Source organism: Robiginitalea biformata HTCC2501, assembly GCF_000024125.1.
In the GTDB taxonomy this organism is placed as follows: domain Bacteria; phylum Bacteroidota; class Bacteroidia; order Flavobacteriales; family Flavobacteriaceae; genus Robiginitalea; species Robiginitalea biformata.
This window is the reverse complement of the sequence record NC_013222.1, coordinates 14,685-37,733: the sequence shown is the minus strand read 5'-3', so window position 1 is coordinate 37,733 and position 23,049 is coordinate 14,685. Positions and strand designations below refer to the sequence as shown.

The following is a 23,049-nucleotide window of genomic DNA, read 5'->3' as shown; positions in this document are numbered from 1 at the left end:
GGCCCTGCCAACCGTACTGCGTTATGAAATCCGAATCCGTTATCGCAAATACATCTTCCGTCCGGATCGTGCCGATTTCCGGGAGAAAAAACCTGGGCCCGGAAGAAGGGTACTATGCCGTTTGCTGGATTCAGGATGAAATCCCCAGCCTGCGCATCGGGGAATACCTCGAGGAATCGGTGGGAAATTCGCTGTTTTTCTTAAGCGATTCCACCCACTGGTGCCTGGACCCTGGCGCGGGCAATACCAACCCGGGATACGTACTCTATATCCCCTACCGGTTAATGAACGACCCGCGCATGAGCCGGCTCCATATGAACGAGGTCCGGCTGCTGGCCGGGAACGAGATTCCCCGGGTAAACCCGGCACCCGGCATTGCCCGCCGCATCCAGGATTTGCTGGAGATGCTCGACGAACTGGCCGGTTCGCACCTGAACCACCGGGACGAGGCCATCTTATCCCTGCTGAACACGTTTTTTATCTATCTGGACGGCCAGTGCAATGTGCGGTCGGTAGCGGCCGAAAGGAATTCCAAAAAAAACATCGTCCTTCGGTTCAAGAAACTGATTTACCAGCGTTTCGAAACCTGCCACGAAGTCCGGGATTACGCCGACCTGCTCAACATCAGCGATAAATACCTGAACGAATGCGTCAACGAAGTCCTCGGGGTAAATGCCAAGAGCCTGATTGACGAACAACGCATTATGCGCTCCCGCCATTTATTGAAATTCTCCGATAAAGCCATCAAGGAAATCTCCTATGAACTCGGTTTCTCCTCCCCGGATTATTTCGGCTTTTTCCTGAAAAAACACACCGGGATGACCCCTACGATGATCCGCAGGAGCTAATACTTCGGATATGCCGGGGGTTTTACCGCGATTTTCAAGGATTTGCCAGGCTTCCGCTGGGTAACTTGCCAAAAAGCAATCAAGATGAATCGCAAAAAATTTATGAAAACCGCCGGGGCGGGCCTGGGGATGGCCCTGGTTCCCGTAAGCGGAGTGGCGGCGCGTACCCGTGCCTTTATGGCCTCCGGCAACGAGCTGGAACCGAAACTGGTGCGGGATGCCGACGGAAACGTGCACAATGTTATCGGGGACATCCAAACCCACAAACTGGTTGGTGCCGATACCGGAGGCCAGATCACGGAATGGGTGGACAATGTCCCGCCCGGGGCTGGAATCCCGCCCCATATCCACACCCGGGAAGATGAGATTTTCCGGGTAGTCCAAGGGGAAGTCGAGATTATGGTAGACGGGGAGGTAAGCGTCCTGAAGGCGGGGGATATGGCCTTTGCCCCCCGGAATATCCCGCATGCCTGGAAAGTGGTGGGTACCGCGAAGGCCAAAATGATCACCAGTGCCTTCCCGTCCGGGATCGAAGACATGTTCTACGAGCTGGCCGCATTGCCGGAAGGCCCGCCCGACCTGGCGAAGGTGGCCGAAATCTGCGCGAAACAGGGGATACGCTTCGTCTGACGGCCTAGCGACCCTGGATGTCGCACGCTAAACCCGGCTTCGGCAGGCGCCTGCTATAACTGGCTCCGGCAGGAAAATTCCCGGCGGCCCGAAGTGGCGGGCCGGCAAAGCGGGGTATGAAAAATGCTTACATTTGTGGCAACTGAACAGCCAGTATTATGAAAGCATATGTATTTCCCGGGCAGGGCGCCCAGTTTTCCGGAATGGGTAAAGACCTTTACGACAAGTTCCCCCAGGCCCAGGTACTTTTTGAACAAGCCAATGATATACTCGGGTTTTCAATCACCGAGGTGATGTTCAACGGGTCGGCGGAGGACCTGAAGAAAACCGAGGTCACCCAACCTGCAATTTTCCTGCATTCGGTCATCCTCAGCCGCGTACTCGGGGATTCCTTTGCCCCCGACATGGTAGCCGGGCATTCCCTCGGGGAATTTTCTGCCCTGGTTGCCAATAACACGCTGTCTTTTGAAGAGGGGTTGAAACTGGTTTCCCAGCGCGCCCGGGCCATGCAGAAGGCCTGCGAGGCCCAGCAGAGTACGATGGCCGCGGTCCTCGGGCTGGAAGATGCAGTCGTGGAGGAGGTATGCGCCAGGGTGGACGGCACTGTGGTGGCAGCCAACTACAACTGCCCCGGACAGCTGGTGATTTCCGGCGAAGTCGCGGCCGTGGAGGCTGCCTGTGAGCAGCTCAAGGAAGCCGGGGCCCGCCGTGCCCTGATCCTGCCGGTGGGAGGTGCCTTCCACTCCCCCTTGATGGAGCCGGCACGGGAAGAGCTTGCACAAGCCATCACCAAGGCCAAATTCTCTGAACCTTCCTGTCCGATCTACCAGAATGTCACCGCGTCTGCGGTCACCGACATCGATGCCATCCGGCACAACCTGATTGCCCAGCTGACGGCCCCGGTACGGTGGACCCAGAGTGTACGGCAAATGGTGGCCGACGGGGCCACCGAATTTATCGAGGTAGGCCCGGGCAAGGTCCTGCAGGGCCTGGTCAAAAAGATCGAGTCCGGTGTTGCGGCTGAATCCGCCCAACTTCCGGGCTGAGGTCGTATTCAACCCGAAAATGGGTTATTTCGACCGCTAAATTGGGGGGGCACCCCTTTTTTTAGTAATATTGGTCCCCAACCTTAAAGCCCCTGCAGCCATGGGCTGTAGCCTGAACACCAGACGCTTAACGCAAGCGGACGCTATGAATATACGTCTTCCCGATATGTCCCCCGCCTTCCGGTTGCCTGGCAGGAACTTCCTGTGGGCGGCATTCATGTTATTTACAGGTGTCAGCGCCATTGGGCAGAACCTGTCCATCAGCGATGCGCAGGTGGTAGAAGGAAGTGGCGGTGGGACCAATCTGGTATTTACTGTTAACAACTCAGTTGCATTTACGAGTGTTACCTTTCAGTATGATACCTTCTCCGGTACTGCTATCGATGGTTCCGATTTCACCGGTGTCTCCGGGGGCACTGGCAGTATCGCATTTATCCCCAACAATACAACCATCAGTATTCCGATAACTCCGGATTTGGTTCCGGAACCTTCTGAAACCTTTACCGTTGTGATCAGTAATCCGAGTGCCGGAACCATCTCGGACGATACAGCCATTGGTACCATCCTGGACGACGACCAGGCCATCAGTATTTCCAACCTTTCCCAGGCCGAGGGCAATGCGGGCAATACCAGTTTTAGTTTTACGGTTAGTGTCGACGGCGGGGGTGCGGCATTTGAGGATATCGGATTTAGTTTTGATACTGCCGACGGTACGGCAACCGCGGGGAGCGGCGACTATACGGCGGTCAGCGGGGGCGGCGGGACGATTTTACAAGGCTCCAATAGCACCACTGTGACCGTTTCGGTCAACGGCGACACCACCCTGGAACCCGATGAAAATTTTACCGGCACCATCAGCAATGTCAGTAACGGGAGGACAGGGGCCACCCCGACGGCAACCGGGACCATACAGAACGACGATGCGGCCTCCGTGAGTATTGCCGATGCCTCGGAAGGGGAGGGAACGGGCCCCTTGGAATTCACCGTGACCCTGGACAACGCCGTGCAGGGGGGGACAACGGTCAGTTATTCCTTTACGGATGGAACCGCTACCGGGGGCGGGACGGATTACGACAGTTCGGCCGGGACGGTGACTTTTGCCGGGACGGCCGGGGAGACGGAAACTATCAGCGTGCCGCTGAACAACGACGCCATTGTGGAGGCGGATGAGAACTTTACCGTTACCCTTTCAGGGCCCACCAACGGGGTAAGCCTCGGGACGCCTTCGTCGGCTACCGGGACTATTTTGGACGACGATACGGTGGTTGTTAATTTCTCCGCGCCTTCCTCTTCAGGAAACGAAAATACAGGGGCCAACCTGCCCACCCTCTTTGTGACCGGGACGGTGACCGCGGCGACCACGGTTACGGTAACGGCCACGGGCGGTACGGCCAACGGCGGGGGAATCGATTACAACTTTTCCTCCCCCCAGGTGGTGAACATCCCCGCAGGGGTGTACGACGGGACAACGGCCACGGATATCCCGATCCCCACGCTTTCAATCGTCAACGACGCTACGCCGGAACCTTCGGAAACCATCGTCCTGGGCCTGAGTGCCCCCACCGGCGACGCCACCCTCGGGTCCACGACGTCCACTACCTATACGATCCTGAACGACGATAACCAGGAACTTCAAATTAACAATGTAAGCCAGGCCGAGGGGTCGGGCGGCGGCACCACGGCCTTTAATTTCTCCGTCTCCATTGTCGGTGGCGGTAATGCGCTGCAGGACCTGAGCTTCCGGGTGAATACCAGGGATGATTCTGCCGCCGAACCCTCCGATTACGCCCGGATCCAGAACCAGACGTTTACAATCCCGGCAGGACAGAACAGCGTTGTGGTTCCGGTAAGCGTGGTGGCAGATGACCAGGCGGAACCCGATGAAACTTTCGATGTGGAAATCGACCAGCCTTCGGCCGGGGCGGTTATTGGAGCAAACGACGTCGGAGTGGGGACCATCCAGAACGACGACCAGCAGGGGCTGGTAATCAACAACGTATCGAGGGATGAAGGAGATTCGGGCAATATCACTTTTACCTTCCAGGTGAGTATTTCCGGGGGCGGCAATGCGCTGCAGGACATCGACTTCAGTTATAGCACCCAGGACGGGACGGCCACCGTGGCCGACGGGGACTACCAGGGGCTGACCAATATCGGCGGGACGTTGCCCGCCGGCCAGTCGAGCGTGAATATCCCCGTAACGGTCCTTGGGGACGAGAAGGCCGAGCAGAACGAGACATTTACCGTGGTGCTCAGCAACCCCCAGGGCGGGTTTATCGCCCAGGGCACGGGAACCGGGACCATCCTGAATGACGATGTGAACCGCATCAGTATCGGGGACGTCACCCAGAATGAAGGGAATTCCGGGACCACAAATTTCATTTTTACCGTGACTGTCGACGACGGGGCCGTGGCCCTGCAGCAGATCGACTTTGAATACGACACGTTTCCGAGCGGGGCCAACCCGGCAACCCCTGGGGAAGACTATGTCAGCGTCAGCAACGGGAGCGGGAGCATCGCCGCAGGCGAAACCAGCACGACCATCAGCGTCACGGTCAACGGGGATACGGATCTGGAACCGGCGGAGACGTTTTCGGTAGAGATCAACAATATCGACAATGCGGAGCCGGGGGACGTTACGGGGGTAGGGACCATCCAGAACGACGACCAGTGCGATGCGGGCGATGTGGCCCCTGAACCAGCCTCCGACGAGGATACCACCTTCTGTACGGGGGATATCATCCCGCCCCTGACCGATTTTGTCGTCAGCAACCCGCCGACGAACACGGTGCTGACCTTCAGCCAGAACCCGGATCCGCTCGTGGTTTCCAACCACCTGAACCAACAGCAAATCGACAACCCGGTAGCCGGGACCTATTACGCTTTTTATTACGACTCGGCCAACAATTGCGCCAGTCCGTTATTCACCATCACCATCGTGAGGAATTCCACCCCGGTAATCGACAGTTTTTCCGGGGATGAGCGATGCGGGCCGGGTACGGTAACCCTTACGGCCGCGGGCAGCATCCCGGGAGGCTCCGGGAACAACCCGGACCTGAACTGGTACGATGCCCCTGCCGGCGGCACCCTGGTCTTTACCGGCCCGAACTTCACACCGAGCCTCTCCGAGACCACGACGTTCTATGTGGAGGCCTTTGCCAATGGTTGCAGTTCACCCCGGGAAGAAGTCACTGCCCTGGTTTCCCCTCTGGTAACCACGGGGACGGCCACGAACGGGTCGGCCTGTAGCGTCGCGGAATTTGGCCCTACCATCCGGGACCTGGACGATCGGCTAACCGGTGCGGACCCGGGGAACTGGACGGTGGAAACCGATCCATCCGGGGGACAGCTGTCTATCGAACCCGGTAACCTGGTGGATTTTGAAGGCCTGCCGGTTGGCACCTATTCCTTCCGCTATACCACGAATGTCGCCGAAGCACCCTGTACGGAGGAAACCGTGGTGATTGACATCGTGGTAACCACCTGCGACGTGGATACGGACGGGGACGGCTTGCTGGACGGCGTGGAGGCCGATCTGGGGACGGACCCCAACGAGACGGATACCGACAATGACGGGATCGGGGACGGGACCGAGGTAGGCCCGGATACGGACAACCCGCTCGACGAGGACGGGGACGGAATTATCGATGCCCTTGATTCCAATACGGCCGATGCCGATCAGGACGGGGTGAATGACCAGCAGGACCCGGCCAATAACAATCCGTGTATCCCGAATGCGGATGCCGGGAATTGCGACGTGGACCTGTCGGTGTCCAAGACGGTCAATAATCCCCAGGCCGTGATTGGCCAGGATGTCACCTTTACGATTACCCTCAGCAACCTGAGCGTTATCGAGGTGGAGGATATCCAGGTGGGCGACTTGCTGGAAACCGGGTTCCAGTTTGTGGAATCCACAGCCAGTGCCGGCGCCTACGATCCGCAAACGGGAATCTGGACCGTAGACCTGATCGCCGCGGAGTCCGTTGAGACCCTTGAAATAACCGCAACCGTCCAACCCGCCGGGGACTACACAAATACCGCGGAGTTGCTGGCCTCCACCCCATTTGACGGCAACCCGGATAACGATACGAGTACGGTAACTGTGGAGATTGTGCTTCCGGAGGATGCGGATTTATCCTTGCAGAAATCCGCGCAGATTACGCCGAATGGCGTTTTCAGCGGCGAACGCATTGCCCCGGTGGTGGATGACCGCATCCGGTTTGTCATCATCGTTACGAATAACTCGGAGGACCCGGTGGCGGACATCCTCGTGGAAGATATTTTACCCGAACAGGCGGATACGGGCTTTGAGGTGCTTACCCCCATACCGACCCAGGGAAGTTTCAACCGGGATTCCGGGATTTGGAATATTGGCACGCTGAGCCCGGGGGCCACCGCCGAATTGAGCATCCCGGGGTATGTCCGGCTGGCCACGCAGTTTACGAATACGGCTCGGATCCTCAGCCCGGCGGCCGACGCAGACGATTCGAACAATGCCGATGACGTCCTGGTGGTGGTGAGCGAAAGGAATGAAGGAACGCCCCTTTTCAACCAGTTCTCGCCAAACGGGGACGGGACCAACGACTTTTTGACCATCCAGCTGAACCGGGACAGCGAAGATCCGGGCGTGACGCAGACCATCAGCGCGTATTCCATCCAGATATTCAACCGGTACGGACAATTCGTCCACGAGGCGATAAACCAGACGTCCCCGGTGATCTGGGATGGTAACCACAAAAATCAGCAGGCCCCGGAAGGCACGTATTTCTATATTCTAACCTATACCTATACCACTTCGATCAACCCGGAACCGGTTCAGGTAACCCAAAAGGGCTGGATCCAACTGATTCGATAATATGCAGAAGCAACCTACCCGATCCATCTGGAATACCTGTCGCGTCCTCGGCGCGCTTGTGCTGTTGCTGGCAGGGGCATCCGTTGCCCACGCGCAGCGGGAGCCGCTCTACACCCAATATATGTACAATATCGGGAGCTTTAACCCCGCCTATGTGGGCAGTGTGGAGCGCCCGGACCTGTCCCTGCTCTACCGCGCCCAGTGGATCGATATCCCGGGGGCGCCCCGCACTATTCGCTTTGGTGCCAATGTGCCGCTGGGGAACCGGAAGCACGGGCTGGGCTTCAATGCGGTGAATGACCAGTTGGGCCCCACCTCTCAGACCTTTGTGGATTTTTCCTATTCGTTCCAGGTGCAATTTACCTACGACGTATACCTTGCCTTTGGCCTGGATGCCGGGGGGACGTTCCTCAATACGGATTTCAGCAAGGGGACTTTTGAGAACCCCGGGGAACCCATCCTGGACCAGCAAAACATCAACGAATTCTACCCGACCATCGGGGCGGGGCTGTTCCTCTACCAGGATTTCTGGTATGTGGGGGTGTCCGTGCCCAATTTCCTAACCGATGCGCTTTACAGCAACGAGGTGGCGCAGATTGTTTCGGACCAGTTGCAGTTCAACTTTATCGGCGGCTATGTCTTTGAATTCTCGGACAACCTTAAATTCAAGCCGGCATTCCTGGTGAATTACATGGCCGGCGCGCCGGTAACAGCCAATGTTTCGGCAAATTTCCTCATCAGCGATGTGGTTACGGCCGGGGCGGCCTACCGCTTTGACAATGCGGTGAGCGGCCTGGCGGGTTTCCAGATTTCCGACAATGTGTTTATGGGATACGGCTACGACTACAATACGAACGGGCTGGGCGGTTACAACAGCGGCACCCACGAAATCATCGTAAAATTTTATCTTGGAAGCGGAGGCGGTTCGGACCGCGACCCGGACTCCGGAAAAAGCAAGAAAAAGGGCAAGCAAATCGACAGCCCGAGGTTTTTCTAAATGCCTGACATGAAATTGAAGCCATACATAGCGATTTTTATGACCCTCTGGGCGGTATGCGGTATGTCGCAAAAAGCTTCCCGGGGCGACCAGGCATTTTTTGAGTACGATTACAAAACGGCCATAGCCGAATACCTGGAAGAGAAGCGGAAATCCCATCTGTCCCCTCAGCAGGCACTCAACCTGGCGGAAGCGTATTTCCGCGAACGCCAGTACAAGCAGGCGGCAGACCAGTATGTGCGGATTTACCGGGAGGACAGCGTGATGACCAACCATCACTTTAACAAGATGTTGCAGGCCCTGTCCAAGAGCTCGGAAAAAGAACGGGTGCAGGCGTTCCTCAGTACGCGTAGCTCCCAATTATCCGACGAGTTGCTGGAAAACGCTTCCTTCAACGACGAATTGCTGGAGGATACTGCTACCGGCGAGACGGCCTATACGATCTTTCCGGCCAACGGGAATTCCCCCCAGGCGGATTTTTCCCCGGCCTTTTACGGCAAGGACCGGCTCCTGTTCAGTTCGTCCCGTCCCCAGGATAGCAAGGACACCTATATTCCAACCGGCGAGGCGTTTACGGACATTTACGTAGCAGCGCTGCAATCCGGCGGACAACTCGGGAACCCCAACCCCCTGAATTCCCTTCCCCCCCTTAAATACCACGAGGCCACGCCCTATTACAGCGAATCGCTCCAGGGGGTGTTTTACGTGCGCTCGAATTCGGAGGATGGCGCCCTGACCTATAACCCAAAGGGCAAGAATTCCCTGGCACTCGTGCTCAGCAAGCGCAACGGGCAGCTGCAGACCCTGCTCCGGGATCCGGGCATCTCCTTTTATTACCCGTTTTACGAGGAAGCGACCGGCCGGTTGTACTTTGCGGCCGAATTCCAGCAGGGGTACGGGGGAACGGACCTCTATTACGTGGTCACCAACCAGGGGCTTATCATGTCCGCCCCGGTAAACCTGGGGCCGCGTATCAATACGCCCGGAAATGAAATTGCGCCTTTTCTGGTAGACGGCAGCCTGTTTTTTTCCTCAGACGTCTTCTACGGGCTCGGGGGAATGGATATTTACAAGGCGGAGATCCAGGGGGACGGCACCTATAGCATCCCGGCCAACCTGGGCCCGGCGATCAATACGGAACAGGACGAATTTGGTTTTATTCTCCGCAAATCGGCCGGGGGCGGGTTTGAAGGATACTTTGCCTCCAACCGTCCCGGGGGACGCGGCAGCGACGATATTTACGGGTTTACCACCACTCAAAAACCCGGTTTGAAAACCCTCGTGGTAAGCGGGCAGGTGGTAAGTTCTGAAGATGCCGGGGTGCAGCAGGCGCGCGTCCGGTTGCTCGATGAGGCAGACCGCGTGGTCCGGGAAACCTATACCCGGCAGAATGGCGCATTTCGCATTGAGATCCCCTGGCAGGAGAATATGCGCCTGAGTATTGACAAGCCCCGGTATACCTCGGCTGCCCTGGGCGGTCCCGGGCAGGATTCCATCATTAGCGGCGTGCCGGCGCGCATTGCGCTGAGGTCCGTGGATGAAGTCGTCCGCTCCGTTCGGGAGCGGCAGGAGCTGAAAGCGGAGAAGTTTTATTTTGGCAGGGGGAGCAGCCGTCTTACGGATGAAATTCGGACAGCGCTCCAGGAGCCGCTGCAAGCCCTCAGGGATTTCCCGGGGCTGCACATCCGGATCGAAGCCCACACAGATAGCAGGGGAAGCGAGCAGGCCAACCTGAGCCTATCCCGTCAGCGCGCGGAGGCCATCCGGGATTACTTGGTGGAAAACGGCATTGATGCGGAGCGTATCGAGGGGATTGAAGGCTTTGGGGAATCCCAGCTGCAAAACCACTGTGAGGACGGGGTCTACTGCCTGGAAATCCTGCACCGCCAAAACGAGCGCTACCCGCTCGTGGTTACCAATTACGAAAGCCTCTGAATCAGCGTTCGAGCTGGCAATCCGTACACGCCTTTACCTCCCCGTAATAGGTCTGGCGATATTTGTGCAGCGTACGGAACGGGATGCCGAATATGTGTTTGCGGATATAGGTGACTTTGGTGTCGAGGCGACCCATCCGGGGGGTGAATCGCAATTCGTTGCGCGTTTTGCGGGCAACGCTGAAGAGTTTCATAGGATTGGTGTTTTCAGATGCAAATATCGGCAAATCAGGCATTCATGTCAAATCCGTTCGTCGAATACCCCCGGATCCCCCATGGTAAAAGGGCTTAGGGAGGAAGGATTCCAGGCCTGATGCGTAACTGTTCCTCCAGATGAGCACCCTGCGACAAACAGGGTAAAACTAAAGGAGCAGCCAGCAATAATAGGCGGCAAAAAGACTCAGGAATAGGATGCCCGCATAGGTGAGGACCCGGAGCACCCTCCCGGGTTTGGCTGTGGCCGGCATATCGCCTCCGGTCACATTTTTCAAGTTCATATACCCTACCAACGGGGCCATCACAAAGGAGATAAACGTGGCCAGGGCCACCAGGTTCCCCATATTGGCGCCAAATGCCGTCAGTACCATGAAATTTACCCCGGTAAGCACCAAAATAGCCATGGCGTAGTGCCATCTTTTCCCAAACTGCCTGCGCTTGGGCCGGAGGTACTCCAGCACGTCGATGCTGACGCGCGCAATCGCATCGTGGGCGGTCATGCAGGTGCTGAACATGGTGGCAAAGGCGGAAACGGCGATAAAGATATACGCCCAGTCCCCGATATGCGTGGTAAAGAGCTGCACCACCTGATCTGCAAAAACCACGGCGTTCCCGCTGAGTTCCGTACCCGTACCGTAGAGCGTCCGGTGGCCGATGACCAGGAAAAATACGGCCAGCAGGGCGGTGGTGACATACCCGGTATTGAATTCCTGCAAGGCGTCCTTCAGACTCGGCTTCCCGTGTTTCCCCTTGTACTTTTCAAGGCTCCAGAGGCTGATCCAGCTGCTGGCCTCTACCGCCGTGGGCATCCACCCGATCAGGCTGATCAGAAAGAGGACCCCGACGCTGTCCATCAGCGGGGGACGCCGGAATCCTTCCACGGCTTCCACGGGCGCTTTGTATAGCACCATCACCGTGGTTACCAGCAGGGCGGCAAAGAGGATGGTCACCACGAATTTCAAGGTGGTCTCCAGCAGGCTGTAGCGGCCGATAATCAGGGCTGCGCTGATAAAGGCAAAAAGCCCGAGGGCAATCAGGGAGACGGATACCCCAGATATCCCGAACAGGTTGGCCAGCAACCCGGCGGTAACCACGTAGAGTGCGGCGAGGATCGTAAAGGTGGTTACCAGGGTGATAAACGCATAGAGCCACATCCAGCCGCGGCCCAGGCGGGAATAACCCTCCACGAGGCTGCGGCCCGTCACGTTTGTGTACCGGATACCGTATTCGAAGAAGGGATATTTCAGCAAATTGGCCAGGAGGATCGGGATGACCATCAACCAGCCGTAGGTGGCGCCTGCCTTGGTGGACAGGACCAGGTGGGAGGTGCCGATGGCCATGCTGGCAAAAAGCAGGCCGGGCCCCAGGTTTTTCAGCAGCGTTCGGAATCGGGACATGGTTTGTGTTTATAGCGTATTCATACGCCTTCGTCGGTTGGCCCTAATGTACGAATTCGGCTCGTTTTGCCATGGGCTGGTTATTCAATGTCTATCCGGTTTCCGTAAAACCGGGGCTGCGTATTGAAGAGCAGGTCCAGGAACACCTTGACGCGGGCAAAGTATTCGCGCACCTGTAATTTGGTTCCGGCTCCGCCTGCAACTCCGCGGGCATTAAACCCCCGGGCGTACAGGCCTTTTTTTCCGGCGATATAGAGCGCCCGTTCGTTGTGGAATTCCTGTGAGATGACCGTCACCGTGTCCAGCCCAAAGACGATCTTGGCCCGTACCATGGAGTCCAGGGTCCGGAAACCCGCGTAGTCCAGGAAAATCCGTTCTGCCGGGATCCCGCCGGCCACCAGGTCCTTCTTGATGGTGTCCGGTTCGTTGTAATAGATGGTCCCGTTGTCCCCGCTTACGAGCACAAAAGATATTTTACCTGCGCGGTACAGGGCCAGGGTCGCTGCGATCCGGTTTTCATAAAAGGGGTTCATGCCCCCTTCGGCCCGGTGGCGTGCCGTGCCGAGTACCAGGCCCACCCGGGAGTAGGGAATGGCATCGGGGTCCGAGTAGAGGCGGTCGGCGGTCGCCACCTCGATAACGGCATTGCAGACCACAATCAGCACCAGGGGTGCCAACAGGACGGGCAGAAGGCGCCGGAGCCATTTCTTTATAATACCGGGCATTGGGTTAGCTGCAACGTTTCGGTTTTACTTTCAGTTCGGTGGGGATAAAGGTACGTATTCAAAGAGTATGTAATGTTTGGCCAAACAGGACGACCAAACCCCCGAACCGAATTCTAATCTGCAAACCGTACCTTCACCTGATGAAACCATTCGCACTAATTGCCATTTCCTTGATCCTGCTCACTTCCTGCGGGGAACAGTCTAAAAACAATACCGCCGCATCGGATGCTGCCCAGGGGGCCGACGCAGGCACCCAGGCGCAAATACCAAATGGGGAGGGCGGCCCAACCGAAAACCGGTATCCGGAAGCCCTGAGCCGCGTCCTGGAAGCCCATGGCGGACTCGACGCCTGGAAGGCCCAACGCACCCTGACCTATGTGATGCCGAAAGAAACCCTGTCGGAAACCCATACCATCGACCTGAAGACCCGGGAGGACCGCATCGACACGGACGACTATTCCATGGGCTTTGACGGGGAACGCACCTGGATCCTGGATCCGGATGGCACCTATGAGGGCAATCCGGAGTTCTATCATAACCTGATGTTCTATTTCTACGCCATGCCCTTTGTTCTGGCCGACCCCGGGATCCATTACGGCTCCACCCCGGACCTGGAATTCGAGGGGAAGGCTTACCCGGGCATCCGGATCAGCTACGGGGAAGGTGTGGGGATCACCCCGGAGGATGAATACTATTTGCACTACGACCCGGACACCGGGCAAATGGCCTGGCTGGGGTATACGGTGACGTACAGGACCGGGGAGCCTTCGGACAATGTCAAGTGGATCCGCTACGACAACTGGCAACCGGTAGAGGGAGTACTCTTGCCCGCTTCGATTTCCTGGTACGAATACCAGGGGCGCCAGATCGGGGATCGGCGGAATACCGTGCCCTTTGAGCAAGTTGCCCTGGAGGAAACAGCCCGCCCGGAAGGGTACTATGAGAAGCCCGAAGGGGCGGAGTTTTTTAAAAAGGAGGAATAGGATAGCTGACGGACAGAACCGGCGGGACAACGCCCGTTTGTCCGTATTGGCATACCGTTCAGGGGCATGCAGAAATATTATTTGCATTCCTGCCTTTTTCAATCTACATTCTCGGGGAAATAACCTAAAATCCTGGACATGCTTTCCCGTATACTGCCCACCGAATATCCACTGCGCCTGACGGCCGTGCTCTTTGCTTTTGTGCTCCTCGTCTCCTGCGGGGAGGAAACCGAATCGGCGCCCGACCAGAAAGAAGCCCTGAACGCCTGGTTTGACGAAAAATTCGAAGAGGAACTCATGATGAGCCCGTTGCAGCTCACCGTCATGGGCCGCAAGGAACTCTACGACCAGATAGACGACATGAGCCTGGAGGCCCAGGCGGAACATCTGGCCTGGAAGGAGGCCACCGTGGAGGAACTCCGCTCGAAATTTGATTACGAAAGCCTGGACGAAACGGACAGGACCTCCTACGACCTCTGGATCTACCAGTACGAAATGGAGAAAGCGGGCGAACCTTTCTGGGGGATGAATTACGTGTTCGACCAGATGCGCGGCATGCATACCACCCTTCCGAATTTTCTGATCAACTTCCACCGGGTGGACAGCCTGCCGGATATGGAGGCTTATATTTCCCGGGTAGGGGAATTGGGACGTGCCATGGAGCAACTAACTGCCAGGGCCCGGGAACAGGCAGCCGACGGGATCCTGCCGCCGAAATTCGCATTTGAAACCGTATTGAAACAAACCCGGGCCCTGCTGGAGGGGAAGCCTTTTACGGATTCGGGCGACAGTGCTCCGCTACTGGCCGATATGGAACGGAAAATCGCCGCCTTGCAGGAGAAAGGGGAAATTACCCAGGAGCAGGCCGATTCCCTGGGCCAGGCAGCAGCGGAAGCTCTGACAACCTCCTTTGAACCGGCGTACCGCGATTTGGTGGCCTGGTTGGAGGCCGAGATGCCGAATGCACCGGAAAGCCCCACCGGCGTGAGCCGCCATCCGAACGGTGAGGCGTACTACAACCACCGGCTGAAGGCATCGACCACTACCGACCTGACCGCCGACGAGGTGCATCAGATTGGCCTGGACGAGGTAGCCCGGATCCAGGAAGAGATGCGGGCCATCATGGAAGAGGTCGGGTTTGAGGGAGATTTAAAGGCATTCTTTGAATTCGTCAACACGGACGAGCAGTTTTTCTTCCCGAATAACGATGAAGGCCGGCAGGCTTACCTGGACGAATCTACCGCCTACCTGGATGCCATGTACGCCAAGCTGCCGGACTATTTTGGAATCCTGCCCAAGGCGGGCCTGGACGTAAAGCGCGTGGAGACCTTCCGCGAGCAGGACGGCGCCCCGCAACACTATTACCCGGGCACCCCGGACGGTTCCCGAAACGGCACGTACTACGCCCACCTGTCGGATATGACGGCCATGCCCAAGTCCACCATGGAAGGGGTGGCCTACCACGAAGGCGTCCCCGGGCACCACATGCAAATATCCATCGCCCAGGAGCTGGAATCCGTGCCCAAGTTCCGCACCCAGGCCGGTTTTACGGCCTACAGCGAAGGTTGGGGCCTGTATTCGGAGAGCCTGGCTGGGGAAATGGGCGGCTATGAGAACCCCTATTACGATTTTGGCCGGTTGGTAAACGAAATCTGGCGGGCCATCCGCCTGGTGGTGGATACCGGCCTGCACTCCAAGGGCTGGACCGAGGCCGACGGCATCCGGTATTTTGAGGAAAACTCTTCGATTGCACCCGGGGCCATCAAGGCGGAAGTACAGCGCTATATGGTGATGCCCGGGCAGGCTACTGCCTACAAGATCGGGATGCTGAAAATCCAGGAATTACGCCAAAAGGCCGAAACGGAACTCGGCGACCAGTTTGATATCCGCGCCTTCCACGATACGATCCTGGGTGGGGGCGCTATGCCGCTTGAACTCCTTGAGCGTCGCGTGAATGAATGGATTCGGGAAACCAAGGCGGCCACCCCGCCGATTAAGGAGGGGTAGGGAGTGGCGGCTCGGTGAGTCCCGCCCCAAAAGCCTTCGTCTTGCTTCTTGCGGGAATTGCTCGGCAAAGCCTCGCGAGTCCCGCCCGAAAGCCTTCGTCTTGCTTCATGCGGGAATTGCTCGGCAAAGCCTCGCGAGTCCCGCCCAAAAGCCTTCGTCTTGCTTCATGCGGGAATTGCTCGTTCCTTCGGAACTTCGCGAGTCCCGCCCGAAAGCCTTCGTCTTGCTTCATGCGGGAATTGCTCGTTCCTTCGGAACTTCGCGAGTCCCGCCCGAAAGCCTTCAACTTGCTTCATGCGGGAATTGCTCGGCAAAGCCTCGCGAGTCCCGCCCGAACGTGTTGAAAGAAGAAAAGCCCGCCTGCTCCGCAGGCGTTGGCGTTTTGGTTTTCCCGCTCTCGCTCAAGCAAGCTTGGCTCGGCGTTAAAACCAAAAAGCCAGCGCTTTCAGCGCCGGCTTTTCTTCTTATCCGTACTCGGGACGGGACTTGAACCCGTACGGCCGCAATGGCCATTGGATTTTAAGTCCAACGTGTCTACCAATTCCACCACCCGAGCGGACTGCGAACAAAAAAACGCTGACAGGCAGCGTTTTTTGTGCGTGGAGCGAAAAACGGGATTCGAACCCGCGACCTCCACCTTGGCAAGGTGGCGCTCTACCAACTGAGCTATTTTCGCAATAAAATGTGAACGTGTGTCTTTGAAAGACGCGGAGGCAAATTTAAAACATTTTGGCGAAAACCCAAGAACAATTTGGCGAAAAAGGATCCGAAATCCCGGGTGGGATTCCCGTGCGGAATCGCGAAATTTTGCAAGTCTCCAGGCACTTATTAACCGTCAATTAACCGTGTCCGGATCCGGCTCATCTGGCTTCAATTTCCAATGCCGGACGTGGGAGGAACCCATTTAATAACCCGCCGCCTGCCCATCCTTCCGGGATTCGGAGGCACCGGTATATACTTTGTTCGGCAAATCCACGCCGATGGCCTGGTAGCCGCCGTAGATGCCCACGGCAAAGGCTACGGCATGCCCCTTTTTCTCCAGTTCGCGTACCGTTTGGTAGTCGAACCCGCTTTCCAGGTTCAGGGTGCCCCCGTTGGTCATTTTAGAACCTGTGGGCTGGGAACTGCCGCTGTGGCGCATCCGGGGGGCGTCGCCCGCTTCCTGCAGGTTCATCCCGAAGTCGACGATATTCACCACGATCTGCGTGTGTCCCTGGGGCTGCACGGCCCCGCCCATCAGGCCGAAGCTGAGTACGGGCCTCCCGTCCTTAGTTATAAAAGCGGGGATGATGGTGTGGAAGGGCCGCTTGCCGGGTTCCAGCGCATTGGCGTGACCCGGGTCCTGTACATTGAACATCTGCCCCCGGTTCTGCAATACAAACCCCAGCCCGTCGGGAACCATCCCCGAGGCAAATTCCGAATAGATGCTCTGGATCAGGGAAACCATGTTCCCGTCCTCATCCGCCACGGTCAGGTAGGTGGTATTCCCCGCCTCGATTTCCATATCGCCGGCCGGATAGGAATCCGCAGCCCGGTCCATATCGATGAGCGACCGCCGTTGGTCCGCATAGGCATCGGAGAGGAGTTCTTCCAGGGGGATGTCGTTGAATTCAGGGTCCGAGTAGAATTTTGCCCGGTCTTCGTAGGCCAGTTTTTTCGCTTCTGTAAGCACGTGCAGGTAGTCTGTGCTGCCAAATCCCATGGACGCAATATCAAAGCCCTCCAGGATATTGAGCATCTGCAACGCTGCCGTCCCCTGTCCGTTCGGGGGCAGTTCCCAGATGTCGTAACCCCGGTAATTGACGCTTACCGGCTCAACCCAGTTGGAAGTGTGGGCGGCCAGGTCCTCGTAGGAGAGAAACCCGTCGTGTTTTTTCATGTAGCTGTCGATGGTGCGGGCGATGTCGCCTTTGTAAAAGGCATCCCGACCTCCCTTGGCGATCATTTCATACGTGCTGGCCAGGTCCGGGTTTTGAAAGACCTCCCCCTTTTTCGGGGGCCTGCCATTTGGCATATAGGTCTCGGCAAAGCCGGGCTGGTCCTGGGAATACGGATAAGAGCGTTCCATTTCATAGGCGATGACTTCGGATACCGGGAAGCCCTCCCGGCCGTAGTCGATGGCGGGCTGGAGGATTTCCTTCATGGGGAGTTCCCCAAATTTTTTGTGCAGGGCAAACCAGCCGTCCACACAGCCGGGGACGGTTACCGGCAACGGGCCGCTAAAAGGCACATAACGCATGTCGCGCTCCATAAAATAGTCGATTGAAAGGGATTGGGGCGCCCGGCCGCTCCCGTTGAAACCGTAGAGTTTCTGGTCATCCGCATCCCAGACGATGGCAAAGATATCCCCGCCTATACCGCAGCTTGCCGGTTCCACCAGGCCCAATACCGCATTGGCAGCAATGGCTGCATCCATGGCTGTGCCCCCTTTTTTGAGGATGTCCAGGGCTACCTGTGTGGCCAGTGGCTGGCTGGTGGCGGCCATGCCGTTTCGCGCCAGGATTTCGGAGCGGGTGGTATGGGTCTCCCCGGTGAGGCGGTCCTGTGCCGAGGTGGATAAGGTAAATGCCAGGATGGGAATAAGGATGAGGAACTTTTTCATGGGATGGTGGATTGGTGTTTCCTAAAGCTATTAAAAATATGGGTTCCTTTTTGGGTGTGATTCAATTTCGGGAGTGATTCGATTCTGTCGGCCGATAGGGTAGGGCCGATAGGGTAGCAGGTTCAGGAAGAGGCCCGGTTCTTGGATTTGAGCAGCCGCTTGATCTCGTTGAGTTTCATCAGGGCTTCTACCGGGGTGAGCGTATCGATGTCCAGGTCCAGGATTTCCTCCCGGATCTGTTCCAAAAGCGGGTCGTCCAGGTTGAAAAAGCTCAGCTGCATGTCTTCCTTTACCGCGTGCAACCCGTCGGTGAGTTCTTCCCCCGCATGGGATTTTTCGAGCTGAACAAGAATTTTCTGGGCCTTGCGGACCACTTCCCCCGGCATGCCCGCCATGCGCGCCACGTGGATGCCAAAGCTGTGGTGGCTGCCGCCGGGTTCCAGTTTGCGAAGGAATAGCACCTTGTCCCGGAGCTCCTTCACGGACACATTGTAATTTTTGATCCGGGCAAAGCTGCCGGCCATTTCGTTGAGTTCGTGGTAGTGGGTGGCGAAAAGCGTCTTGGCGCGGGCCGGGTGCTGGTGCAGGTATTCGGCAATGGCCCAGGCAATGGAGATGCCGTCGTAGGTGCTCGTGCCCCGGCCAATTTCGTCCAGCAGGATCAGGCTGCGCTCCGAGAGGTTGTTCAGGATGGAAGCCGCCTCGTTCATCTCTACCATAAAGGTGGATTCCCCCAGGGAAATATTGTCGCTGGCCCCCACGCGGGTAAATATCTTGTCCGTGACGCCCAGCCGGGCAGCCTCCGCGGGCACAAAGCTCCCGATCTGCGCCAGCAGCACAATCAGGGCGGTCTGCCGGAGGATGGCCGATTTCCCGCTCATGTTCGGGCCCGTGATCATCAGGATCTGCTGCTGCTCCCGGTCCAGGTGGAGGTCGTTGGGCACATAGGATTCCCCGGGGGGCAGTTGGCGCTCAATGACTGGGTGGCGGCCCTGGGTGATGCGCAGGTCGGTGGCGTCGGTCATCTCGGGGCACACATACCCGTGTTGCCCGGCGAGGTTTGCAAAGCCGCACAGGCAGTCCAGCCGGGCCAGCGTCCGGGCATTTTCCTGTACGGGGGCGATGTATTCCTGCATCCAGACCACCAGTTGGGCAAAGAGCTGTTGCTCCAGGTCCAGGATGCGCTCCTCGGCCCCCAGGATTTTGGCCTCGTATTCCTTGAGTTCCTCGGTGATATAGCGCTCGGCGCTCACCAGCGTCTGCTTGCGGATCCATTCCGGGGGCACCTTATCCTTGTGCGTGTTGCGCACTTCGATGTAATACCCGAAGACGTTGTTTGAGGCGATTTTCAGGGAGGTAATCCCGGTGCGTTCCTGTTCCCGTTTCAGCATTTGCTCCAGGTAGTCCTTGCCGGATCCGGCCAGGTTGCGGAGCTCGTCGAGTTCTTCGGAGAAACCGGGCGCTACCGTACGTCCCTTGCCGATAATGGCCGGGGCTTCTTCCAGCAGGACGGCCCCTATCCGTTCCCGCAGGGCCTGGCAATCGTCCAGGCTGCCGGCCAGGTCCCGGAGCGCGGGTTCTGCAGCGGCAGCAGCCCGTTGTTTCACGGGGATTACGGCCTGCAGCGCATTTTTTAAATGGACGGTTTCCCGGGGGGTGATCTTGCCGGCGGCTGCCTTGGCAATCAGCCGTTCCAGGTCGCCCATTTGCCGGAGCTGTTCCCGCATCGGCCCGAGTTCCTCCGGGTGGGAGTTGAGGTGCGCCACAATGCGGTGGCGCTTTCGGATGGCCTCCAGGTCCTTGAGGGGCAATGCGAGCCATTGCCGGAGCAGGCGCCCGCCCATGGGGGATCGGGTATGGTCCACCACGTCGAGCAGGGAAACGCCCCCGGGGTCGCGGGTGCGGAACAGCTCCAGGTTTTGCATGGTAAACCGGTCCATCCACACATAGTCTTCCGAGGCGAGGCGGCGCACCCCGCCAATGTGCCCGAGTTGCCGGTGCCGGGTTTCGCCCAGGTAGTGCAAAACAGCCCCCGCGGCAACGATCCCGTCCGGCTGGGCATCGATGCCAAAACCCTTCAGGCTGCTGGTCTTAAAGTGGCCGGTCAGCGTCTCCCGGGCGTAGTCCTCCTGGAACACCCAGTCTTCCAGGTTAAACGTATGGTAGGCGGTGCCGAACTGCTCCCTGAAGTCGGTGCGGTGATTCTTGGAGACCAGTATTTCCTTCGGGCTGAAATTTTGGAGCCATTTGTCCGTGGTTTCCCGGTTGCCCTCGCTGACGAAGAATTCCCCCGTGGAGACGTCCAGGAAGGAAATGCCCATCCGCAATTTGCCAAAGTGTACGGCAGCCAGGAAGTTGTTGGATTTTGCCTGCAGCATGTCGTCGCCCAGGGCCACCCCCGGGGTCACCAGTTCGGTTACCCCCCGTTTGACGATGGTCTTGGTTTGTTTCGGATCCTCGAGCTGGTCGCAGATGGCCACCCGTTGCCCGGCCTTGACGAGTTTGGGCAGGTAGGTGTTCAGGGCGTGGTGCGGGAAACCGGCCAGGGCGGTCTGGTCGCCCCCGTTGTTGCGCTGGGTCAGGACGATGTCCAGGATTTCTGCTGCCCGCTCGGCATCTGCACCAAAGGTCTCGTAGAAATCGCCCACGCGAAACAGGAGCAGGGCATCCGGGTATCGTTTCTTGATCCCGTTGTATTGCTGCATGAGCGGGGTCTCCTTTTTCTTTTTGGCTGCCAAAATTAGATGGTTACAGGGTGCGGAACGAAAATAAGGGATTCGCCCGGCGCACCCAATGGATGTTGATATTTTGGGATAACTTCGGCGCGGGATGCCAGGACGCTGCAGGCGCGCAGTAAAGGCCGGGGCCGCGAAAAGTTCTATTTTTGGTCCCGGAAGGAATTCATGCCATGCGTAAACTGAAAAACGAAGAACTCGGCAGACTGGATGTCGCGGCCTTTAAGGAAGCGCCCAAAACGCCTGCCGTGCTCATTCTGGACAATATTAGGAGCCTGCACAATGTAGGTTCCGTATTCCGGACGGCCGATGCCTTCCGGGTGGAAAAGGTCTGGCTCTGCGGAATCACGGCCCAGCCGCCCCACAAGGATATCCGCAAGACGGCCCTGGGGGCCACGGAAAGTGTTGCCTGGGAATACGCCGGGGATACGCTTCAGGTCCTGGACCGGCTGGAAACCACCCACGAGTGCTGGGCCCTGGAGCAGGCGGAAGGGGCGGTGTCCCTGGGGGAATTCCGGCCGGAGCCCGGTAAGCGGTACGCCTTTGTCCTCGGCCACGAGGTGAAAGGGGTTTCCCAGGCAGTGATAGACCGCTGCCGGGGGGTGGTTGAAATCCCCCAGTTGGGGACGAAGCATTCCCTGAATATCTCAGTGGCTGCCGGCGTGCTCCTCTGGGATTTTTATTTAAAACAGGCCCGGGACCTGGAATAAGCGGGGATTTCCAATACAAAAGCAAAAACCCCGGCCGCGAGGCCGGGGTTTTATGATATTTGAGTTAGTCAGCTTCCCGTAAAAGGGAGCCGCAAGAAAATAAAAGCTGCAGAATCCGCCAAGGATTGCCTAGACTTTAACATCCCCCTCCCGGAGGATCCGGGCAGACATCTCGTTCAGGACCTGCTCGTAATCTTCCGGGTTGGCCACGAAATCGAGTTCGCTTACATCGATCACCAGCGTATTGAGTTCCGGGGAATTTCGCATAAAGTCAAAGTAGCCGCGGTGTATTTTCTCCAGGTATTCGGCCGGGATTCCCCGTTCGTAATCGCGTCCCCGGTTGGCAATCTGCCGGAGCAGCCGGTCCGTGTGCTGGTACAGGTACACGTACAGGCGCGGTTTCCGGACCTCCTGATACATCAATGTAAAGAGCTTGCGGTACAGCAGGAATTCATCTTCCTGCAGGGTGATCCGGGCAAAAATCAGGCTTTTGTAAATGTCGTAGTCGCTCACCATAAACCGTTTGAAGAGGTCCAGCTGGCGCGTGTCCTCGGTAAATTGCTGGTAGCGTTCGGCCAGGAAGGACATCTCCAGGGGGAAGGCGTACCGCGCCTGGTCCTGGTAAAATTTCGGCAGGAAGGGGTTGTCGGCAAATCGCTCGAGGATCAGTTTCGCATTCATATCTTCGGCGATTTTTCCGGCCAGCGTGGTCTTCCCCGCCCCGATATTCCCCTCGATGGCTATGTAGCCGAGATCTGCAAACTGTGAGGCCCGGTCCGGAAAAATCTTGATTCCGGATCGGGTGACGCCCGACCGGTCCCTGCAAGCCTGCAACAGGTTACGGGTATCTTTGCCCAGCACGGGGTGGTAGTATTGGGGGGCGATGTCCGCCAGGGGCTTCAGGACGAATGCGCGTTCGGGTATCCGCGGATGCGGGATTTCGAGCCCGGTAGCCGACAGGGTGGAATTTCCGTAATAGAGGATGTCGATATCCACCTTCCTGGAGGTATACCCCGGGGTCCCGTCCCGTTCCCGCCCCAGGTCTTTCTCGATGCCCAAGAGGGTCCCGAGGAGTTCCACGGGCGACAGGCTGGTTTGGATTTCCACGCAAAGATTCAGAAAGTCCCCGCCTTCAAACCCCCAGGAGGGCGACTCGTATACCGGGCTGATGCGGCTAACCCTGCCGGCGCGTTCCCCAATCCGGAACACGGCCTGCTGCAACAGCCAGGCGCGATGACCCAGGTTGCTTCCCAGGGAGAGATAGGCGGTTTCGCGTGATTTTTCCACAGCGCAAATTACGTAAAAACATCCCGATTCGCACCGGGGCGACCCCCCGTAAATCGCTTGCTTATGGTTATCTTTGC

General features: G+C 57.7%; 15 protein-coding genes and 2 tRNA genes. 9 read left to right on the top strand and 8 right to left on the bottom strand.

Translation table 11 applies throughout. From position 1 onward, the window contains the following. The first annotated feature begins 23 nt into the window (after positions 1-23). The 6 genes from RB2501_RS00150 to RB2501_RS00125 all read left to right on the top strand — a co-directional run bounded on the left by RB2501_RS00150 (position 24) and on the right by RB2501_RS00125 (position 10,311). The gene (locus RB2501_RS00150) at positions 24-848 is read left to right on the top strand and encodes a helix-turn-helix domain-containing protein (protein ID WP_012813613.1); all 825 of its coding nucleotides are present in this window, start codon (positions 24-26) and stop codon (positions 846-848) included. A gap of 84 nt (positions 849-932) precedes the next feature. Next, positions 933-1,478 carry a cupin domain-containing protein gene (locus RB2501_RS00145; RefSeq protein WP_012813612.1) on the top strand — a complete coding sequence of 182 codons (546 nt, stop codon included), beginning with the start codon at positions 933-935 and terminating at the stop codon, positions 1,476-1,478. 158 nt (positions 1,479-1,636) lie between these two features. After that, positions 1,637-2,524 carry an ACP S-malonyltransferase gene (fabD, locus tag RB2501_RS00140; protein ID WP_012813611.1) on the top strand — a complete coding sequence of 296 codons (888 nt, stop codon included), beginning with the start codon at positions 1,637-1,639 and terminating at the stop codon, positions 2,522-2,524. A gap of 145 nt (positions 2,525-2,669) precedes the next feature. Next, on the top strand, positions 2,670-7,379 hold the full coding sequence (locus RB2501_RS15665) for a Calx-beta domain-containing protein (protein ID WP_187289177.1): 4,710 nt from the start codon (positions 2,670-2,672) through the stop codon (positions 7,377-7,379). Position 7,380: 1 nt separating this feature from the next. Beyond that, positions 7,381-8,376 (top strand): PorP/SprF family type IX secretion system membrane protein, encoded by a 996-nt coding sequence (locus RB2501_RS00130; RefSeq protein ID WP_012813609.1) that lies wholly within the window; start codon positions 7,381-7,383, stop codon positions 8,374-8,376. A 9-nt stretch (positions 8,377-8,385) separates the two neighbouring features. Next, positions 8,386-10,311 carry an OmpA family protein gene (locus RB2501_RS00125; protein ID WP_041327343.1) on the top strand — a complete coding sequence of 642 codons (1,926 nt, stop codon included), beginning with the start codon at positions 8,386-8,388 and terminating at the stop codon, positions 10,309-10,311. 1 nt (position 10,312) lies between these two features. Here the strand turns inward: RB2501_RS00125 and RB2501_RS00120 are convergent, their stop codons facing one another. From RB2501_RS00120 to RB2501_RS00110, 3 genes are all read right to left on the bottom strand, one after another. After that, a complete protein-coding gene (locus tag RB2501_RS00120) occupies positions 10,313-10,504 on the bottom strand; it encodes a hypothetical protein (RefSeq protein ID WP_012813607.1) in 192 nt (63 codons plus the stop codon). Between the two features lie 168 nt (positions 10,505-10,672). Beyond that, positions 10,673-11,923 (bottom strand): NRAMP family divalent metal transporter, encoded by a 1,251-nt coding sequence (locus tag RB2501_RS00115; RefSeq protein ID WP_012813606.1) that lies wholly within the window; start codon positions 11,921-11,923, stop codon positions 10,673-10,675. Positions 11,924-12,003: 80 nt separating this feature from the next. Next, on the bottom strand, positions 12,004-12,648 hold the full coding sequence (locus RB2501_RS00110) for a SanA/YdcF family protein (protein WP_012813605.1): 645 nt from the start codon (positions 12,646-12,648) through the stop codon (positions 12,004-12,006). 140 nt (positions 12,649-12,788) lie between these two features. Here RB2501_RS00110 and RB2501_RS00105 point away from each other — a divergent pair, with 140 nt between their 5' ends. Further along, on the top strand, positions 12,789-13,631 hold the full coding sequence (locus RB2501_RS00105; protein WP_012813604.1) for a DUF6503 family protein: 843 nt from the start codon (positions 12,789-12,791) through the stop codon (positions 13,629-13,631). Between the two features lie 138 nt (positions 13,632-13,769). Next, positions 13,770-15,638, top strand: coding sequence for a DUF885 domain-containing protein (locus tag RB2501_RS00100; protein ID WP_012813603.1), 1,869 nt, complete (start codon positions 13,770-13,772; stop codon positions 15,636-15,638). A gap of 471 nt (positions 15,639-16,109) precedes the next feature. On the opposite strand, the gene RB2501_RS00095 is transcribed toward RB2501_RS00100, so the two are convergent. The 4 genes from RB2501_RS00095 to mutS form a co-directional block, all read right to left on the bottom strand. Beyond that, a tRNA-Leu gene (locus RB2501_RS00095) sits at positions 16,110-16,194 on the bottom strand. Between the two features lie 44 nt (positions 16,195-16,238). Then, positions 16,239-16,314: transfer RNA gene (locus RB2501_RS00090), tRNA-Gly, on the bottom strand. Between the two features lie 228 nt (positions 16,315-16,542). Continuing rightward, positions 16,543-18,240, bottom strand: a complete 1,698-nt coding sequence (gene ggt / locus RB2501_RS00085) for a gamma-glutamyltransferase (RefSeq protein ID WP_012813602.1) — start codon at positions 18,238-18,240, stop codon at positions 16,543-16,545. Positions 18,241-18,362: 122 nt separating this feature from the next. Then, positions 18,363-20,978 (bottom strand): DNA mismatch repair protein MutS, encoded by a 2,616-nt coding sequence (mutS, locus tag RB2501_RS00080; RefSeq protein WP_012813601.1) that lies wholly within the window; start codon positions 20,976-20,978, stop codon positions 18,363-18,365. 170 nt (positions 20,979-21,148) lie between these two features. On the opposite strand from mutS, the gene RB2501_RS00075 reads away from it, so the two are divergent. Beyond that, entirely contained in the window at positions 21,149-21,685 is a 537-nt protein-coding gene (locus RB2501_RS00075) for an RNA methyltransferase (RefSeq protein ID WP_012813600.1), read from the top strand. Positions 21,686-21,814: 129 nt separating this feature from the next. Here the strand turns inward: RB2501_RS00075 and folK are convergent, their stop codons facing one another. Then, on the bottom strand, positions 21,815-22,972 hold the full coding sequence (gene folK, locus RB2501_RS00070; RefSeq protein WP_012813599.1) for a 2-amino-4-hydroxy-6-hydroxymethyldihydropteridine diphosphokinase: 1,158 nt from the start codon (positions 22,970-22,972) through the stop codon (positions 21,815-21,817). Between the last annotated feature and the right edge of the window lie 77 nt (positions 22,973-23,049).

Coding starts and splice junctions, on each gene's coding strand:
- RB2501_RS00125 (WP_041327343.1), top strand. CDS start 8,386: ATGAAATTGAAGCCATACATAGCGATTTTTATGACCCTCTGGGCGGTA.
- ggt (WP_012813602.1), bottom strand. CDS start 18,240: ATGAAAAAGTTCCTCATCCTTATTCCCATCCTGGCATTTACCTTATCC.
- RB2501_RS00145 (WP_012813612.1), top strand. CDS start 933: ATGAATCGCAAAAAATTTATGAAAACCGCCGGGGCGGGCCTGGGGATG.
- RB2501_RS00115 (WP_012813606.1), bottom strand. CDS start 11,923: ATGTCCCGATTCCGAACGCTGCTGAAAAACCTGGGGCCCGGCCTGCTT.
- RB2501_RS00120 (WP_012813607.1), bottom strand. CDS start 10,504: ATGAAACTCTTCAGCGTTGCCCGCAAAACGCGCAACGAATTGCGATTC.
- RB2501_RS00075 (WP_012813600.1), top strand. CDS start 21,149: ATGCGTAAACTGAAAAACGAAGAACTCGGCAGACTGGATGTCGCGGCC.
- RB2501_RS00150 (WP_012813613.1), top strand. CDS start 24: ATGAAATCCGAATCCGTTATCGCAAATACATCTTCCGTCCGGATCGTG.
- fabD (WP_012813611.1), top strand. CDS start 1,637: ATGAAAGCATATGTATTTCCCGGGCAGGGCGCCCAGTTTTCCGGAATG.
- RB2501_RS00110 (WP_012813605.1), bottom strand. CDS start 12,648: ATGCCCGGTATTATAAAGAAATGGCTCCGGCGCCTTCTGCCCGTCCTG.
- RB2501_RS00105 (WP_012813604.1), top strand. CDS start 12,789: ATGAAACCATTCGCACTAATTGCCATTTCCTTGATCCTGCTCACTTCC.
- RB2501_RS00100 (WP_012813603.1), top strand. CDS start 13,770: ATGCTTTCCCGTATACTGCCCACCGAATATCCACTGCGCCTGACGGCC.
- RB2501_RS00130 (WP_012813609.1), top strand. CDS start 7,381: ATGCAGAAGCAACCTACCCGATCCATCTGGAATACCTGTCGCGTCCTC.
- RB2501_RS15665 (WP_187289177.1), top strand. CDS start 2,670: ATGAATATACGTCTTCCCGATATGTCCCCCGCCTTCCGGTTGCCTGGC.